The organism is Flavobacterium faecale, assembly GCF_003076455.1.
Taxonomy (GTDB): Bacteria; Bacteroidota; Bacteroidia; order Flavobacteriales; family Flavobacteriaceae; genus Flavobacterium; species Flavobacterium faecale.
In genome coordinates this window covers 1,465,613-1,484,616 of record NZ_CP020918.1, presented here as the reverse complement: position 1 = coordinate 1,484,616, position 19,004 = coordinate 1,465,613, and the positions used below count along the sequence as shown (strand labels likewise).

Here is a 19,004-nt window from a genome sequence, read left to right as displayed (position 1 = left end):
ATGTGGAAATTTATACAATTTGAGATCAAATATTGGTTACGAACGCCAATGATTTGGATATTTTTATTCATTAATACACTACTAGTTTTCTTTGCTGTGGCTTCAGAGAAAGTCACCATTGGTGGTAGTGTGGGTAACACCTTTAGAAACGCACCCTATATTATCGAACAATACTACGGCGTGATGTCTACAGTATGCTTATTAATGACAACAGCATTTATGAACGCTACTGCCATGAGAGATTTTCAATATGGGATGCATCAATTCATTTTTTCGTCACCTATCAAGAAAAGAGATTATTTTTTCGGGAAATTCTTTGGCGCAGCCCTCGTATCCATCATCCCGCTGCTAGGTATATCTCTAGGTGTACTATTGGCAACGTGGTTGGCTCCTGTACTTGATATGTCACCAGCCGAAAGGTTTGGGCCTTTTAACCTAATGAGTCATGTATTTGGTTTAATTAATTTTGGTATCCCCAATGTGATCATATCTGGTGTACTACTATTCTCTCTGGCGATACTCTTCAGGAGCAATATAGTATCCTTTGTAGGAGCCATGCTAATTCTGGTATTTTACATTGCTTCGGGCATATTAACCGAAGACATTCAAAAAGAATGGCTGGCCAATATTCTTGACCCGTTTGGACTTAGACCCTTCGGTACCATGACCAAATACCTAACTGTAAATGAGAAGAACTTAAATACAGTTACGTTATATGGTGATCTCTTAACCAATAGAGTAGTTTGGTTAGCAATGATGTTAACAGTCTTGTATCTTATTTATGTAAAATTTTCATTTACTGTCAAAAACATTAAGCAGAAAGCAATAAAAGAAACAAAATCGACAGCACCAATAATCACCAACACTATTTTTACCCCATCAAAAGCAGGCGTCTTTTCGTTTAAAACCTTTTTACAACTACTTAAATTTGAACTAAAGGCCATTATAAACAATCCTACTTTTATTATTATTGTCTCTATTGGTATGATTTTACTAATTACCAGTTTATTTAGTTTTTCAAGCAGTTACGGCTCGACTAATTACCCAGTAACCTACCATATCGTTCACATTATTCTTGGATCCTTCAGTATGTTTATGTATGGTTTCATAACATTTTACACTGGTGTTTTGGTCTGGAAAGAACGAGATGTCAAAATAAACGAAATACAAGATTCTACTCCAGTTAACTCTTCAAGCTTACTAGTATCAAAAGTGGTTGCAATGATAATTGCAATTGCAATTGTTTTAGCTGCAACAATAGTTGTTGGGATACTTGCTCAAACATTGCATGGTTATTACAGGTACGAAGTTGACGTGTACTTGAAGTCTATCTTATTAATAGAATTGGCCAAATACACCTTCTTAATAATCCTTTCCCTCCTTTTTCATTATTTAATCAACAACAGGTACGTTGCTTATTTTGCCTTTGTAGCTTTTATAATTATCAATTCTTTTATTTGGGGATTGTTAGAAATTAGTTCCAATATGCTAGCTTTTGGCTACCTCCCAAACGTAATCTACTCCGACATGAATGGCTTTGGTCCTTTTGTCCCTGGTACGGTTTGGTTTATCATGTACTGGACTCTTTTTTGTCCAATGCTCTTTTTTGTAATCCTAGCTTTTTATATTCGAGGAAAAGAAAACCAGTTTAAAACACGAATTACGAAATCAAAAATTTCTTTTTCGAAAAATAAAATAGCAGTTATCACAAGCCTATTGGCTTTTTTAGTATGTGCTGGATATGTTTTCTACAATACACAAATTTTGAACACCTACTATTCACCAAAAGAAATGGAAAATTATAGGGTTAGTTATGAACTTAAATACAAAAAGTTTGAGCATTTGACCCAACCACGTTTCTACAAGTTTAATTACACTATCGCTATTTCTCCCGAAGAAAGAGCGATGACAGCAACTATTGAAGCATGGGCAAAAAATAGATCAAAAGTTACCATATCTGAACTTCACTTTACCTTACCCCAAAGTATGGATAGCGTACAAATTGATATTCCGAATGCAAAACTAAAACTGAACGATACCAAATTGTCATATAGAATTTATAGTCTTAACAAACCTTTATTGCCAAATGATTCTATCAAAATAATTGTCAAAACTGCCAAAGAAAGTAAAGGTTTTGAAAATGAGGTAAGCTTTACTTCACTAACTCAAAACGGAACTTTCTTTAACAATTCTGACGTTATGCCTACCTTAGGTTATGACCGCAGATACGAAATAAGCGGTAAAAATTTACGCATAAAAAGAAAATTACCAAAGCGTAACGTAATGCCAAATCTTAATGAAAATGATTTAGCCTCTAGAGCCAATACCTACATTGGCGCAGATTCTGATTGGGTAAAACTGCATACGATCATAAGTACGTCTGCAGATCAAACCGCTATAGCGCCAGGATCATTAGTAAAACAATGGAAAGCAAATGGGAAAAACTATTTCGAATATGATTTAGAACAAAAATCATTAAACTTCTATTCCTTTATTTCGGCAAATTATCAAGTTGCTCGCAAAAAGTGGAAAGGAATTGATTTGGAAGTCTATTATGATACCAAACATGCTGTTAACGTTCCCAATATGATGAATAGCTTGCAGAAAGCACTAGCGTATTACACCACTAATTTTGGTCCTTACTATCACAAACAGTGTCGTATTATCGAATTTCCTCGATATGCAAGTTTTGCTCAGGCCTTCCCTGGCACGATGCCGTATGGAGAAGATGTTGGCTTTATTACTGACTTGAGAGATGTAACAAAGGATGATATCGATACACCTTTTTATGTAGTGGCGCACGAGATGGGGCACCAATATTGGGCACACCAAGTTTGTGGCGCAAACATGCAAGGAAGCGAAATGATGAGTGAAGGTTTTGCTCAATACTCTGCTCTTATGGTCATGGAAAAAGAATATGGCAAAGACAAAATGAAGCAGTTCCTTGAATATGAAATGAATACGTATTTAAGTGGTAGAAGTGGCGAACTCGAGGGTGAAAATGCCTTATTCAAAACCAAAGGGCAGCAATACATACACTACAATAAAGCAAGTGTTGTATTGTACTACTTTAAAGAAATGATTGGCGAAGAAAAAGTGAATTTAGCCCTTAGCAATATTATCAAAAAATTTGCTTACAAAAACCCGCCTTTTCCAACTTCTATTGATGCAGTCAGAGAGTTCAAAGCAGTAACGCCTGATAGTTTACATTATCTGATTCCTGATTTATTCGAAAAAATCACACTCTATTCTAATAGAACCATGAGTGCCAAATATAAAAAAGTAGGTAACGAATATGTAGTCACCATTGTCACAACATCTGAAAAATTACGATCAGACGCTATGGGTAAAGAAACAGCCTTACCTCTTTCAGATTATATTGATATTGGGGTATTTGCTGAAGGTAAAAAGTCGAGTACACTAGGAAAACCACTGGTTTACAAACGTATTAAATTAACTAAAAAAGATAACACCTTTACCTTTAAAGTCAAGGGAAAACCAAGTAAAGCGGGTATTGACCCATACAATTATCTCATAGATAGAATTCCGGATGACAATGTGAAATCTGTCGAAGAATAAAAAATAGATTCGATTAAAACAGCTGTATGACTTTCAGAGGGCACTGAAAAAGTCTTTCTAATAAATTGACACATAAAAAGGAGTAGATATCTATGGATTTCTACTCCTTTTTTCTTATATTTAAATCTAATTATAAGTGTTTTTTAGATGTTAGTACAACAACAAACAATACAATTCAGCGAGTATTCTTCGTTGTATGATTTAATAGTTCCAAAAGAAAATCTATTAAGAAAAATTAATGATTTGATTGATTTTTCATTCATTTACGATGAGTTGTTAAATAAGTACTGTCCCAATAATGGGCGAATGGCAGAAAGTCCCGTTCGTATGTTTAAGTATTTACTACTTAAAACAATCTATACTGTTTCCGATATTGATGTCGTGGAGCGTTCTCAATACGATATGTCCTTCAAATATTTTTTGGATATGAATCCAGAAGACGATGTTATCAATCCGAGTTCGTTAACAAAATTTAGAAAACTACGTCTAAAGGATACCGACCTATTAAATCTGTTGATAAACAAAACAGTCACCATTGCTATCGAAAAAGGTATTATTCGTTCGAAGTCTATCATCGTTGATGCCACACATACTTTATCAAGATCCAATCCATTTTTAGCCATCGATGTATTGAGAGAACGTTCCAAGCTACTGCGAAAAACAGTATACAGCTTTGAGCAGGAATTCAAAGAACATATGCCTGAAAAAAATACAGACAATGACTTAGAGAAGGAACTTGCTTATTGTAAAGAGTTGGAAAAACGCATTGAAAATGAGCCGTCAATAAGTTCGATTCCAGCTGTGAAAGAGAAATTAAATCTACTCAAAGAAACTGTAGAAGACACTCAAGAAAATTTTACCTTATCAAAAGATGCAGATGCTAAAACGGGTCATAAATCTGCTGATAGTTCTTTCTTTGGATATAAGACTCACTTAGCTATGACCGAGGAGCGCATCATTACAGCGGCTGTAGTCACATCAGGTGAAAAAGGGGATGGACCAGAATTACCTAGACTTTTAGCGATTAGTCAAAAAAACGGAATTGATGTTGATACTATTATTGGGGATGGAGCTTATACAGGAAAAGAAAATCTCAAACTCACAAGGGAGCAAAATATTAAAGTGGTAGCCAGACTAAATGTTACAATAGCACAAGGAGCTAGAAAAGACGAAGATAAATTTGACTATAATAAAGATGCCGATAGATTTGTTTGCACTGCTGGTCATATGGCCATACGAAAGGCTCGCCAAGGTAAAAAAAATGTTGGAACCAATCAAATACAAACCTACTATTTTGATGTGGAAAAATGTAAGACCTGCTCTTTAAAAGAGGGTTGTTATAAAGAAGGATCCAAGACAAAAACATATTCGGTGTCGATAAAATCGGACTTACACCAAGAACAAATCAGCTTTCAAGAAACTGACTATTACAAAGAAAAAGCAAAACATCGATATAAAATAGAAGCGAAAAATAGTGAGTTGAAAAATGTACATGGTTATGATAGAGCAATATCATATGGCATTACCAATATGCAAATGCAAGGTGCAATAGCAATTTTCGCAGTCAACTTAAAAAGAATACTCAAATTAATGTAGAAAAATGAAAGCTACTGCTGCATTACTCAAAATGACTCTAGCTAAACTCAAAATAGCCTTATTGAACCAACATTAAAAATCAAGATTAAAAAGGAAAACGCTTGCAACGGATTATATAACTCCTGTTACAAGCGTTTTTTTATTGTCTAAAAAACGATGATAATCAAAATATGCGATGTTTTTCAGTGCCCTCTGACTTTCATACAGCTGTTTTTTTTTGCCAAAAAACTACGTCCTATTCCGTTTCCAATCCAAGCCTAAAAATGTATCTTTGTCACTACTATATTCAAATTAAACACGAATGAATCAGCCATTTTCTGGATTTTCGAAATTATCTAAAGAAGAAAAAATAAATTGGATTGCCAAAGAATATTTCTCAACACCCGATGAAGCCAAAGCATTATTGAAGCAATATTGGAATACTGATGAGAAAATTCAAAAACTTCATGACGAATTTATAGAAAACACCATCACCAATTTCTACATTCCTCTAGGAGTAGCACCCAATTTTTTGATCAACGGAAAATACAGTACTATCCCGATGGCGATTGAAGAAAGCTCTGTTGTAGCAGCAGCATCAAAAGCAGCCAAATTTTGGTCAACTCGTGGCGGTTTTAAAGCAACAGTGCTAAATACCGAAAAAATAGGACAAGTCCACTTTATCTACAAAGGAGATATCTCAAAGCTAGAATTGTTTTTTGCACAGACAAAAAGCTCCTTTTTTAGCGAAACCCAAAGCATCACGGCCAATATGCAAAAACGTGGCGGTGGTATTTTGAATATCGAATTGAAAGACAAAACCAATTTGATTCCGAATTACTTTCAATTACATGCTACTTTTGAAACTAAAGACAGCATGGGCGCTAACTTTATTAATTCCTGTTTGGAGCAATTTGCAAACACCTTAAAAAAGGAAGCATTACATTATAATTTGTTTACCGAGGAAGAAAAAAACATACAAGTTGTGATGAGCATTTTGTCCAACTACGTACCCAATTGCATTGTACGCGCCGAGGTATCGTGCCCTGTAGAAGCATTGGAAGAAAAACATATTCCGAATGCTACTGTATTTGCAGAACGTTTTGTGCAAGCAGTTCAAATTGCCGAAGTAGAACCCTATCGAGCCGTAACACACAATAAAGGTATCATGAACGGAATTGACGCCGTTATCATCGCCACAGGAAATGATTTCCGTGCTGTTGAAGCGGGTATCCATGCGTATGCATCACGATCTGGGCAATATTCTAGTTTGTCACATGCAAAGATAGAGAACGGAATATTTACCTTCTGGCTCGAAGTTCCGTTAGCATTAGGAACCGTTGGAGGCTTGACTAGCTTGCACCCTTTGGTAAAACTATCTTTGGAAATGCTCGAAAAACCATCAGCACAAGAACTGATGCAGTTTGTAGCTGTAGCTGGATTGGCTCAAAACTTTGGAGCGCTACGTTCTCTTACAACCTCAGGAATTCAAGAAGGGCACATGAAAATGCATTTGAATAATATCCTGAATCAACTAGAAGCTACAGATGAGGAGCGTGCAGCTGTACGCAAACACTTTAAACACGAAGTAGTAACGCATAGTGGAGCAGTTAATTTTATAGAAAATATTAGAAAATAATGCGATAGATGGAGACAAAAACGTTTTATAGTAATGGAAAGCTTTTACTAACTGGTGAATACCTCGTTCTCGATGGCGCTGTTGCATTGGCAGTACCAACAAAACTAGGACAGAGTTTGAGTATTAGCAAAGGGAACAACCAAGAAATCCAATGGACGAGTTTCGACTCTGACGGAAGCATTTGGTTTGAAACAGTTATTTTATTTTCAGATATCATTAATTTTACCAAAACGGAAACGGAAACGGTAAAAGACACTTTAATTAGAATATTACATCACGCCTATTTGGCCAATCCTTTACTTCTTGAAAAAGAAAAAGGATATCAAATTGAAACCAAACTTACCTTCGCACGTCAATGGGGATTAGGAACCTCTTCTACCTTAATCAATAACATTGCACAATGGTTAAACATCGATGCGTTTGAATTGCTTAACACCAGCTTTGGGGGCAGTGGATATGACATTGCCTGCGCACAAAACAATAACCCAATCACCTATCAATTAGAAAAAGGAAAACCTATCGTTAGTGCAACAGTTTTCAATCCTTCGTTTAAAGATACTATTTACTTTGTTTACCTTAATCAAAAGCAAAACAGTAAAACGGCTATTACCAATTACAAGGCCAACAAACATATTGATTTGGAGAAAAACATTCAAAGTATCAACCAATTAACCCAATCTGTAAAAGAGGCCACGACTGCCGAAGATTTCTGTCTTGCCTTAACCATTCACGAGGCTAAAATGAGCATCATCTTAGAAACACCTACCGTAAAAGAAGCTCTATTTGATGATTTTAATGGAACGGTAAAAAGTCTTGGTGCTTGGGGAGGCGACTTCGTTATGGTGGTATCGAATGTAAATCCAACAGCCTATTTTCTTAAAAAAGGATACTCAGTCATTTTCAGTAATGACGAGTTGATATTATCCTAATAAAAGCTGCACCGTCTGTACTAACAACTCTCAATTTATTTATATTTGTAGGTAAATAATCTGTAAATAATTCACAAAATGAGACAAAGAATACTCACACTGGCCGTGCCTTGTTTAATTCTTGCTAGTTGTTCAAGTGTTGGACGCCTAGAAACAAGTGACAGTCCAACTGGACAATATCCAGAAACCAATCCAGCCGACATTGTTGTTTATGCAACTCAGCCCGACACAAAGTATACAGTAATAGGACAAGTTGTTGCTAGTGCTGATGCAGGATCAGATGCTAAAGTTCCGGTGGCGTTGTTAAAAAAGCAAGCAGCCAAACTTGGAGCTGATGCAATAGTTGATTTGACATTAGAAATAGGAATGGGATACTGGACAAACGCTATTAAAGCTACTGGAACAGCGGTAAAAACTAACAAATAAGGATATGATGATCAAAAAAGCAATCGCAGTGCTAGTAGTAACCCTTACGTTAACTAGCTGTTCAATAAGTACTTTCTACGCTCAAAACGAAGCAGCAGAATACACACCAACAAAAAAAGAAGAAATAAAACTATATTCTCATAACAGCCCAAAAGAATATATTGTAGTTGGCAGCATGGCAATTGATGTAAACGGATCTCCAAAAGTAGCCGAGGCCTACTTAAAAAAGAAAGCTTCAGCTCTTGGAGCAGATGCAGTTATATTTTGCAAACTAAACAAATTAAATTCCTTTACGTCGAGAACAGGTATTTCAGGAGTTGCAGTAAAATTTAAATAGCTTACAAAATAGTATAAACAAAAAATCCGATGCAAAAGCATCGGATTTTTTTATGAATTAATAATCTCTAAAATATTAGAAATTAAATTGTTTTCTGTTATCTGTAATTTCAGCTACATCTTTCAATGCTGGTAAAACTCTACTAGCATCATTAGCAGACTGTGCTTTCAATTTTGCTACATACGGAGCAAAATCTTTAATCGCAGGTGCTTTAACTGTTTTTGTATTTTTTACAACATAAACCCCAGTAACACCTTCAATAGGAGACGATACTTTATTTGGTGCCAATGAGAATGCTGTACCTACTACTCTAGCCTCAGCACCAACATTTAATAGTGTTGGGTTATCCAAAGTTACATCAGTAGCTTGTTGCACTGTTCCACCTACTGCTTTAGCAATAGTTTCTAGTGAACTTCCAGCCATTTTAGCTTTCATCATTTCAGCTTTTTTCTTGTTTTTCAAGATGCTTTCTACGTATGGTCTTGCTTGGCTTAACGCTACCAATCCAGAATCATCAATAGATTTCAATCGCGCAATAACGTGTCCAACGTTTGCAATCTCAAAACGTTTGATTGAGTTTACTTTTGTATCTCCTTCAAATCCCCACCTTACAATAGCTCTTTGATTACCTAATGCACCAAAGCTCTCATCCATTGCGGTTACCGCTACTGCAGGATTAACTGTCAAGTTCATGCTTTTAGCTACTTGGTTAAAATCTTTGTCTGCAGCACCCATTTCAAATTGAGTAGCTTGAGTAAAGACTTTATCAGAAGTTGCCTCTGAAGGTTGTATTTTTTGCGAAATAGTTGCTAAACGTACACCATCTTGCTTATCTGTAATTTTAATGATATGAAAACCGAAATCAGTTTCAACCAATCCTACTTTTCCAACTCCGTTGTTAAAAACGAAATCATTAAATGGTTTTACCATTTGGTTTGGTCCAAAATAACCTAAATCACCACCTTGTTGTGCAGATGAATCATCAGAGTTTGTATAAGCCAACATCAAGAAACTTTCTGGATTAGCATTTACTTGCGCTAACAAGTTTTCAGCTTCAGCACGTGCTTGGTCTTTTGTTCTTTGTTGTTTTTTGTTTGGAACTTGTGTTCCTTCATAGCTAATCAAGATATGACTTGCTTTTGCGTTTACACCTACTTTTCTACCTAAAGATTTAGAAATACTGTAGTAGTCACCATTTACATAAGGTCCGTAGATTTCACCTGGAGCCATGTTGTATAATTTATCAGCATCAACTGCTGGTAAACGATTTTTAGCGATATAAGTAGAATCGTAAGGAACATCAGAATTTGAGTTAACGAATTCTGCTATATTTTTTGCAGCTCTAAAACCAGCTACTGTATCATTTTTACCAGTTGCTTGGTTGTAAACAACGCTTCCAGACAACAAAGCTGTAATTCTTGATTTTACTTCAGCAACATCTTCGTTCGAAGGTTTGTCTTCAATAAGAACGTATTCTATTTCACGACTTTCGTCAGATTTGAATCTTTTTTTATTTTTAGTCATGTAATCTGTGATATCAGCATCTGATATTTTTACATCACTATCTTTAATAGTCGAGAACAATCCAGCTACATAAGCAAAACTAACTTTGTCTGCTTCCATCTCATACTTCAACTTACCTTCAGTTTTAGTAGTATATGTACCCGCTTTGATCATTGTAGTGTAGATTTGAAATTTTGCATTCAAGTCAGCACTTTTTTCTCTTTCTTTTAAGCTAGCCGCCAAATCTGGATTTGATTTAAAGAACTCTTTAAACTTAGCCAAATCAAACATACCTGCAGCGTTTAAAAACTGAGGATTTTGTCCAATGTTTGGATCTGCTTTTAGTACTTCAAGTAAATGCTTTTCACCTACTCTTAATCCTAATTTTTCAAATTCAGAAGTCAACAAAGCAATAGATACTTCTTCATCCCAAACTCTACTTGCAGCAGCTGTAGAAGTTATTCCTTGACCACTTTTTTCAACATTACTTACTTTTACTCTAAAGTCTTCAAATGCAATATCTTTTCCGTTGATGCTTCCCACATCTTTAGAAGTACTACTGAAACTACCACTTTTGAATAAATCTCCAATGATAAATGCAAATAAAGCCAATGCAATAACTGCAATCATTAAAGCGGAACGTTGTCTAATTTTTGATAAAACTGCCATTTTTATTGTTGTTAATTTTATATTCAGTTTGCGAAAATACAATTATATGATTAATATTTACAATTGTACCCTTTTATTTTGCAAAAAAATTGCTAGAATAAAAAAATTTATTCTTTTAAGGTCATTTTAACCAATTCAATTTTTTTATTTGTGGCCTCTTCTACCACAAAATGATATTCTCCAATGTCAATTATTTCTCCTTTTTGCGGAATATCATTTGTGAAATCTACGATATAACCACCTAATGTTCCGTAAGAATCACTTTCTGGAATATTTAGCTTATACGTCTGGTTTAGATATTCTACATCAAATCGAGTTGAAAATAAAAAACCACCTTCTTCTAATTCTTGTTCAATCAATTCTTCATCAGAATCGTGTTCGTCTTCTATTTCTCCAAATAATTCTTCGACGATATCTTCAATTGTGATAATTCCAGATGTACCTCCATACTCATCGAGCACGACCGCAACACTTTTCCTTTTTTTGGTCAAGAGGTTCATCACATCCTTGATATAAATCGTTTCTGGAACAAATTCTACCGGAATTACTACTGACTTTATATTTTTAGGCTTTTTAAATAGGTCGAATGAGTGCACGTAACCCACAATATCATCCAAGGAATTTTGATAGACTAAGATCTTGGAATAACCAGTTTCAATAAACAATTCTTTCAACTGTTTGATTGTATCAAAAACTTCAACTGCCTCAATTTCGGTACGAGGACTCATAATATCTCTAGCTTTTACACTCGAAAAATCCAATGCATTTTGAAACATTAGAATCTCTGAATCTACTTCATCATTATCTTCTACCGTACTCATTTGCTCGGTAATATAATCTCCTAATTCGACTTTACTAAAGAACATTTGAATTTGATCGCCTTCGGTCCTAAAAAACTTCTTTAGAATAAAATCGGAAACCCAAATGAAAAAAGAAGAGACGAAATAAAATAATTGATAAAAGAAATAAGCCGGAATAGCAAAAAACTTAATCAATGAATTGGCATAGATTTGAAAGAATACCTTCGGGAAAAATTCTGCTGTAATCAAAACGATTAGGGTAGACAATACCGTTTGAAGGAATAAACTAGTCAAGCTTGATAGTTCAAAATGAAAAGTGGTTACCCACTCCATTAGCAAATCCCCCATAAAAAAACCATAAACTACCAAGGCTATATTGTTACCAATCAGCATTGCAGCAAGAAACTTGGATGGTTTCTCGGTTAATTTCGTTAAAATTCGAGACAAGAAATTATCCTGTTTTTTTTCTATTTCGAGATAAATTTTATTCGATGAAATAAATGCAATCTCCATCCCTGAAAAAAAAGCACTTAGTATTAAACACAGTATTATAATACTAATTTCCATGTTTTACGATTTAGGGTTTCGATCACTCATTTTCTTGGCAAATTTTCTTCGAAAGAAAAACATAAATATAGCCATACCTGCAATAAAAAATTGCATTAATGGATTTTCTTTTCCCTCCATGTACGTCGTTATTCCGTCATAAATAAAGTAAACGGCAAAAACTAGGTAGATATATTGTGTGTATTTTAAATAATTCATTTGTAGCGTTTTGTAAATAGAATTGAGCAATTTTATTCTTTCGATTGTACTTCTCCGGTAATTTTTTGAGAATGGATTACTTTAAAATCTTTACTAAAGTCGATTCCTTGCCCGTTTGAAGCTCCTTTTAGGTCGGTGAATTTAAACCTTTTTTCGGTATAAAACCATTCGTTTTTTTGATCATAAAACAACTGTTCTGTTTCAAGTTTTTGTCCGTCTTGAGAGAGGATTACAACTTTCCCTTGCAAGTCGATAATTCCTGTTCGACCGTAAGATACTGCATAATTGGAAGTTACGCGAGTAGTTTTTCCTTTATTATCATACAAAGTAACATCAATACCTTTTGGGAATTCAGTAAACGGAAATTCGATATTGGAATAATCCAACATCTTTGGACTGATTAACACCACCTTGATCAATCCTGAATCAGTGTACTTCAAATTTACATTATCAGCATCTCCTCCCGGAATAAATTCGGTGATATTACTTTTCTGAACCTCTTTAAATTTACTTTCGCACCCAAAAAAGAATGTCACAGCAACAGCCGTGACAATATAAACAAGTCTATTTTTCTTTTGAAAATTCATAGCGCAAAGATAGTGCTAAAATTCTATATTGATTTCTTAATTGAACTTACGTTTCTCAAACCATTTGTCGTTAAGTGACAAACCTATACTGATGTTCGCATAATTCTCTTGCACAAGACCAGATGACAAGGTTCCTTTTTTTCCAATTTCGAATCCAATGTTCATATTCGAAAAAGTTCCTGAAATAGGCAAACCAACACCCATAGTAAATCCTACGTTATCGATTGCTTCAGATCTTATAATTAATCCAGTACGTTCATATTTAAAACCTCCTCTATAAACGATACGTTTTAAATAATTTGAATACGACCCATAATCAGGTATGTAATATCCACCAATACTCGCGCTACCTGCTCTACCGTAGGTAACATTAGGTGATTCATTATAGTTATTTGACAAATCGGTTGCTTCTTGAAAAACAAGTTTACCACCTACAAGCCATTTTCGTGCTTGCCCAATACCAGCACTCAAACTAATTTTTGACCCAAACGAGATCGTTCTATCAGGTTGATCAATAGTTTCTGGAACAGTTGCCGTTTCAATTAAACGAGTGTTTTTTGACTTCAAATCATTTGACAACGAATAATTAACACTACTAAAAACGCTAAGTTTTTTACTGATTTTTGTCTGATACATTGACCCGATATTGAAATTTACTCCTGATAAATTTGACGTATTGGTCTCACGTGTACCGGATTGTATGTTGTTGTTTGTTTCCAAATTCACTATACTAATCACTCCAAAATTATAGTTCACATCTACACCGATATTGAACTTTGGTGTAATTTTATAACCCAGTCCTAAAAACACTTTGTTGACACCACCAGTACTTGTTAAAGTCGCTGTTTTCTCTAGATCATCGCCATAAATATTTCTTATTTTGTACCCTACAGAAGAATAAGGAATAATACCAAAACCAACACCAAACTTACCTAAAGGCAAACCTAAAGCCATATAATCTAAAGTAGTTCTTCTTGCTTTCTCAGATGCTGCGTCTGTTTTCATGGTGGTTGTATTATAAGTACCACCAACTGTAAAAGACGTTAATTTTAAATTTGCGAAACTCGCTGGGTTCTCCAAATTAATATGAATACTATCCTGCTCAACCGCAATACCACCCATTGAGCGTGCTTCTGTAGTCCCTTTGAAACGCACATCTCCAATTCCATAAAAAGAATAAGGAGAAGACGAACCTTCCTGAGCATAGGTCATGACACTTAAAAGCAAGCAAAAACTGGCTACAATTTTTTTAATCATTTTTGATTTTATATTGAAAAGTTTGGTTCAAACTCTCTAAAAGAAAATTTGAATTGGCAAATATGGTATTTTTTAATCGTTTAGCCAAAAAAACTGCGTCTCCGCCCGTTAAAATAATTATAAAGTTTGCGTCAATTTGACGATATTCGTCTATGAATCCCTTTATTTCATAGACCAAACCGTTAACTACACCCGAGTGAATTGACTCGCTTGTAGAGTCACCAATCATTGCTTTTGGACTATCCAATTCCAACAATGGCAGCTTTGATGTATAATTATTCAGTGCTTTGTATCGCAACAGCAAGCCCGGACTTATAGCACCTCCTAAGTACTCATCATCTGCGTTAATGTAATCATACGTGACACAAGTACCCGCATCAATCACCAAACGATTTGCTTTTGGGTATTGTAGCACGGCACCGGCAGCTAAAACCATTCGATCTATCCCCAATGTCTTTGGAGTGGCATACAAGTTGGAAAACGGAAAGGCGTCATCATGAGAAATAAAATGTACTTCTACCCTTTTTTCAAAGTCGAGAAAGAGTTTTTTGTCAAGTTTACCAACAGAAGCAATCACGATTGCGTAGCACTTTTCGTATTTTTCTAAAATAAGTTTAATTTTATCAGTCAGAACATTTGTATCAACTGCAAATTGCTCCACAATACTATCTACTTCAAAAACAGCTCCTTTAATTCGGGTATTACCAACATCAATCGTTAGAATCATATTTTATTTTTTGCTTTTGCAAAGGTACGAATACATTTTTTTAAAAATTTGTATTGTAGAAACGAAAAAACACATTATATTTGCACTCGCATTACGCAAGGTACCTTAGCTCAGTTGGTAGAGCAATGGACTGAAAATCCATGTGTCCCTGGTTCGAACCCTGGAGGTACCACAAAACCCACTAAGCAATTAGTGGGTTTTTTGTTTAAAAAAATTAATATTCTAATGTTATTAAATAGTTTTCGCAAACATATTTGGTAAAACAAAAAAAGATACTATATTTGCACACGCAATATGCAAGGTACCTTAGCTCAGTTGGTAGAGCAATGGACTGAAAATCCATGTGTCCCTGGTTCGAACCCTGGAGGTACCACAAAACCCACTAAGCAATTAGTGGGTTTTTTGTTTAAAAAAACTTTCAGTGCATTATTTATACATACTACATAGCAAGATTACAAATAAATTTTACATCGGTGAAACGCATGATCTTTAGGAACGTTTAGATAAGCATAACAATCACAACTACGATAACTCATATACAAAAATAGCTTCTGACTGGACCATTGTTTTAAAGTTCAGTTGTCTAAACAGATCCGAAGCACTTTTCTTGGAGCGCTTTATTAAAAAAATGAAAAGTAAAATATTTATCCAAAAAATCATTTTAAATCCAGAAATACTAGCAGATATTTTATCTAAAAACAAACCATAAAATCCATAGTCACTGGTTCTCCACTCCCGAAGTCTCGGGATCGGGACTGGAGGTACCACAAAACCCACTAAGCAATTAGTGGGTTTTTTGTTTAAAAAAACTATTTATACACTATCTCTAATATATTATACAGCAAGAGCACAGATAAATTCTACATTGGCGAAACCCATGATATTGCCCAACGTGTAGAAAAACATAATCACCACAGCTATGATAACTCTTATACAAAAATAGCATCAGATTGGAATTTAGTTCTTGAATTTAATTGTATAAATAAATCAGAAGCGCTGTTCTTAGAGAAATTCATTAAAAAAATGAAAAGTAAAAAATTCATCGAAAAAATCATTCTTAATCCTGATCTATTAGCAGACATTTCTAGTAAAAACAACATATAAAAATCAATGTGTCCCGGTTCTCCACTCCCGAAGTCTCGGGATCGGGACTGGAGGTGCCACAAAACCCACTAAGCAATTAGTGGGTTTTGTGTTTAAAAAAACTCTTTAGCTTCTCTCATAAAAAAAATACCCTGATTGCTACTAAGCAAACAAGGTATTTACAATTTGATTGATCTTATTAATCAATACTATTTTATTTCTCAGCAATCCAGTCGTCAATTTTTTTCTCTAATAATGCAAGCGGCATAACTCCTGACTCCAAAACCTTTTCGTGAAATTTCTTTATATCGAACTTATTACCCATTTTAGCTTCTGCTCTTTTACGTAATTCAATAATCTTTAGCTGACCAATTTTATAAGACAAAGCTTGACCAGGAATAGCCATATAGCGTTCAATCTCGGTAGTGATACTGGCTTCGCTTTCTGCTTCATTTTCAAGTGAATATTTTATAGCCTGCTCTCTTGTCCACCCTTTGCTATGAATACCTGTATCTACCACTAGACGAACAGCTCTATGAATCTCATTACCCAGCATACCAAAATACGAATAGCCATCTTTATACAAGCCTAATTCTTTCCCTAAGCTCTCTGTATACAATGCCCAACCTTCGCCATAAGCTCCAAACCAATTGTATTTTCTGAAGTCTGGTAGGTTGCCATTCTCTTGTTGTAATGAAATCTGAAAATGATGCCCTGGAATTGCCTCGTGCAAAAACAAATCTTCATCTCCGTATCCATTGTATTCTTCAACATCCGGAATTGGCACATAAAACACTCCCGGACGAGATCCATCTGCCGCACCTTGACTGTATTCTGCACTTCCAGTTTTTTCTCTAAAAGCTTCTGTTCTTCTAATCTCGAATTTTGTTTTGGGTTGCAATGAGAATAATTTATCAACGTTTGGCTTGATAACGGTATAAATTCTCTCGAAATTCGCAATTACTTCCTCTGGTATTTTGAATGGTTTCAATTCCGGTTTGTTACGAACATACTCGAAAAATTCTAATAAAGTTCCTTTAAAACCTACTTCAGTCTTAACCTTCTCCATTTCAGATTTAATACGGGCCACTTCGCTCAAACCGAGTTTATGTATTTCATCTGGTGTCATTTCGGTAGTTGTCCACATCTTGACGTACACAGCATACAAATCTTTTCCCGCTGGCAAACTTCCTATACCGCTTGTTGCGCGTGACGCAGGTAAGTATTCATCCTTTAAAAAAGCAGCCATCTTACTGTACTGCGGCATCAATTTATCCTTTATCTCTGCCTTGTATCTTGCCGTTAAATCTCTTTTTGTATCTTCAGAAAAAATTTTTGGCATAATCTTGATGGCCGAATAAAAAAGATTATCTTCAATATTAGGTGTTGCCATCTCAGCAAATTGAGGAATTACTTTCTCAGTTAACGATTTTGGTAGCACTACACCTTTTTCCATTCCCTTTTTCATATATACCATAGCGGAGTCAATCCACACACTAAACAAATCCATTCTTTTTAAAAAATTATTATAATCTTTTTCCGTTTTGAAAGGCTGCGCACTCGTACCACCTGCGTATTGGCCCATAGTTAGGTGCGTTCCCCAAAACTGATGAATAGGCACCAAGTTAGTTGGTTGATCGAGCAGCTTTTTTCCAACTTCAACTTCCCATTTTATGATCGAAAAACTATTTTTTTCTTCTGCTGACAAATCTTTTTCGTCAATAGAATCTAATGTTGACTCATATTTATTAAAAAAAGCCAATTGCTTTTCCCTAAAACTATCAGTCATTTCAAACTGCAACTTATCATTGAATTGATTTTGTCCATTTTGAGTAGCACCCAGCGGATCTAATGCATTTTTATCGTTAAAGTAATTTGAGGTGACAGTCGAGAAATCAACTGTACTCTCTTGTGTTTTACATTGTGTCAAAAATGCAGCCGCAATAACTGCAATTAAAACTTTGGGAGTCTTCGTCATACGTATATTAATTTTATATCAAGTAAAACTACCGCAAAAAACTTAAATAAAATAATTTTTATGCAACAGCTCAACTACTTGCATATAGACCGTAACAAACCTGCTTGCGTAGGTCACAAAAAAAATCCTATTCAGAATATGAATAGGATTGTAATTATTTATTTTTTTAAAAAACTATACGTTTTTCAAATTAATAATTTCTTGATCTGTTAATAACCTCCAGTTTCCTCTTGGTAAATTTTTCTTAGTCAAACCTGCAAAAGAGACGCGGTCTACACGCAACACATCATACTTGAAGTTTTCGAAAATAGCACGAACCACTTTAATGTTTGAAGAACGTAGTTTTAATCCAATTTCGCTTTTCGCTTCACCTTCAATATAACTTACTTCTTCTACAAAAACTCTGTGACCGTCCAAAACCAATCCTTTGCTGATTTTTTCCAAATCCTCAAATTTCAAGTTTTTATCTAGCGATACTTGGTAGATTTTTGAAGATTTTTGACTCGGTAAACTAAATTTACGAATCATATCAGTATCATTGGTAAACAACAACAATCCTGTTGTATTCTTATCCATACGTCCTACTGATGCAATTTTTGCTGTAGTCGAACCTTTTACCAGCTCTAACACATTGCGAAATTCTTGCCCTTCATCAAATGCTGTTGTAAAGTTTTTAGGCTTATTCAACAAGATGTACACTTTTTTCTCTGGCGTCAAGGTCATTCCGTCAAAATTTACGGTATCTCCTGGTTTTACCATATAACCCATTTCGGTTACAGCTATTCCATTTACCTTAACATTTCCAGATTGGATATAAATATCGGCATCACGACGAGAACAAGCTCCAGAATTGGAGATATATTTATTCAAACGAATTTCGTCTTTAACTTTAGGTCTTTTTGGTGCTTGGTTTGGTTTTTTCTCCACTTTGTTAGGATCCACCACAGCTACCTTGGTATTTACTTTAGCTTTTTTAGGTCCTTGTGCCCTTTTTTGCATAGCGGGTTTTGGCTTATTCGAATTTGTTCTTGAGCCTCCTGGCTTTGAACCTCCTCGACTATTACTGCCTTGCTTGTCATTCATAATTCTTGATAATTTTTGCAAAGATAGTATTTATATCTTTGACTTTGGCGAATAGCTACTTTTAAAA

At 34.9% G+C, this 19,004-nt stretch carries 15 protein-coding genes and 2 tRNA genes; 9 read left to right on the top strand and 8 right to left on the bottom strand.

Translation table 11 applies throughout. From position 1 onward, the window contains the following. The 6 genes from FFWV33_RS06485 (at position 1) to FFWV33_RS06460 (ending at position 8,485) form a co-directional block, all read left to right on the top strand. The gene (locus FFWV33_RS06485) at positions 1 to 3,579 is read left to right on the top strand and encodes an ABC transporter permease/M1 family aminopeptidase (RefSeq protein ID WP_108740154.1); all 3,579 of its coding nucleotides are present in this window, start codon (positions 1 to 3) and stop codon (positions 3,577 to 3,579) included. A gap of 147 nt (positions 3,580 to 3,726) precedes the next feature. Continuing rightward, complete coding sequence (locus FFWV33_RS06480; protein WP_108739214.1) at positions 3,727 to 5,175, top strand: IS1182 family transposase; 1,449 nt, start codon at positions 3,727 to 3,729, stop codon at positions 5,173 to 5,175. 301 nt (positions 5,176 to 5,476) lie between these two features. After that, positions 5,477 to 6,793, top strand: coding sequence for a hydroxymethylglutaryl-CoA reductase, degradative (locus FFWV33_RS06475; protein ID WP_108740153.1), 1,317 nt, complete (start codon positions 5,477 to 5,479; stop codon positions 6,791 to 6,793). Positions 6,794 to 6,801: 8 nt separating this feature from the next. After that, the gene (locus FFWV33_RS06470) at positions 6,802 to 7,722 is read left to right on the top strand and encodes a GYDIA family GHMP kinase (protein WP_108740152.1); all 921 of its coding nucleotides are present in this window, start codon (positions 6,802 to 6,804) and stop codon (positions 7,720 to 7,722) included. 78 nt (positions 7,723 to 7,800) lie between these two features. Continuing rightward, a complete protein-coding gene (locus FFWV33_RS06465; protein WP_108740151.1) occupies positions 7,801 to 8,148 on the top strand; it encodes a YbjQ family protein in 348 nt (115 codons plus the stop codon). 4 nt (positions 8,149 to 8,152) lie between these two features. Beyond that, positions 8,153 to 8,485 carry a YdgH/BhsA/McbA family protein gene (locus tag FFWV33_RS06460; protein WP_159085979.1) on the top strand — a complete coding sequence of 111 codons (333 nt, stop codon included), beginning with the start codon at positions 8,153 to 8,155 and terminating at the stop codon, positions 8,483 to 8,485. 75 nt (positions 8,486 to 8,560) lie between these two features. Here the strand turns inward: FFWV33_RS06460 and FFWV33_RS06455 are convergent, their stop codons facing one another. The 6 genes from FFWV33_RS06455 to FFWV33_RS06430 all read right to left on the bottom strand — a co-directional run bounded on the left by FFWV33_RS06455 (position 8,561) and on the right by FFWV33_RS06430 (position 14,793). Then, complete coding sequence (locus tag FFWV33_RS06455) at positions 8,561 to 10,657, bottom strand: peptidylprolyl isomerase (RefSeq protein ID WP_108740149.1); 2,097 nt, start codon at positions 10,655 to 10,657, stop codon at positions 8,561 to 8,563. 107 nt (positions 10,658 to 10,764) lie between these two features. Next, entirely contained in the window at positions 10,765 to 12,024 is a 1,260-nt protein-coding gene (locus FFWV33_RS06450) for a hemolysin family protein (RefSeq protein WP_108740148.1), read from the bottom strand. A 3-nt stretch (positions 12,025 to 12,027) separates the two neighbouring features. Further along, positions 12,028 to 12,222 (bottom strand): hypothetical protein, encoded by a 195-nt coding sequence (locus tag FFWV33_RS06445; protein WP_108740147.1) that lies wholly within the window; start codon positions 12,220 to 12,222, stop codon positions 12,028 to 12,030. Between the two features lie 32 nt (positions 12,223 to 12,254). Beyond that, positions 12,255 to 12,809: an LPS export ABC transporter periplasmic protein LptC gene (lptC, locus tag FFWV33_RS06440; protein WP_108740146.1), complete on the bottom strand. Its 555-nt coding sequence runs from the start codon at positions 12,807 to 12,809 to the stop codon at positions 12,255 to 12,257. A gap of 36 nt (positions 12,810 to 12,845) precedes the next feature. Then, positions 12,846 to 14,066: a BamG family beta-barrel-assembly machinery protein gene (gene bamG, locus FFWV33_RS06435; protein ID WP_108740145.1), complete on the bottom strand. Its 1,221-nt coding sequence runs from the start codon at positions 14,064 to 14,066 to the stop codon at positions 12,846 to 12,848. After that, a complete protein-coding gene (locus FFWV33_RS06430; protein ID WP_108740144.1) occupies positions 14,059 to 14,793 on the bottom strand; it encodes a type III pantothenate kinase in 735 nt (244 codons plus the stop codon). Before FFWV33_RS06430 ends, bamG begins: the two co-directional genes overlap by 8 nt. Before the next feature lie 99 nt (positions 14,794 to 14,892). On the opposite strand from FFWV33_RS06430, the gene FFWV33_RS06425 reads away from it, so the two are divergent. The 3 genes from FFWV33_RS06425 to FFWV33_RS06410 all read left to right on the top strand — a co-directional run bounded on the left by FFWV33_RS06425 (position 14,893) and on the right by FFWV33_RS06410 (position 15,897). Further along, a tRNA-Phe gene (locus tag FFWV33_RS06425) sits at positions 14,893 to 14,965 on the top strand. Positions 14,966 to 15,093: 128 nt separating this feature from the next. Continuing rightward, positions 15,094 to 15,166, top strand: a tRNA-Phe gene (locus FFWV33_RS06420). 449 nt (positions 15,167 to 15,615) lie between these two features. Then, a complete protein-coding gene (locus tag FFWV33_RS06410; RefSeq protein WP_108740143.1) occupies positions 15,616 to 15,897 on the top strand; it encodes a GIY-YIG nuclease family protein in 282 nt (93 codons plus the stop codon). Positions 15,898 to 16,090: 193 nt separating this feature from the next. Here FFWV33_RS06410 and FFWV33_RS06405 read toward each other — a convergent pair whose 3' ends face one another. Next, positions 16,091 to 17,854: a DUF885 domain-containing protein gene (locus tag FFWV33_RS06405; RefSeq protein WP_108740142.1), complete on the bottom strand. Its 1,764-nt coding sequence runs from the start codon at positions 17,852 to 17,854 to the stop codon at positions 16,091 to 16,093. Between the two features lie 174 nt (positions 17,855 to 18,028). Continuing rightward, positions 18,029 to 18,937: a pseudouridine synthase gene (locus FFWV33_RS06400; RefSeq protein WP_108740141.1), complete on the bottom strand. Its 909-nt coding sequence runs from the start codon at positions 18,935 to 18,937 to the stop codon at positions 18,029 to 18,031. Between the last annotated feature and the right edge of the window lie 67 nt (positions 18,938 to 19,004).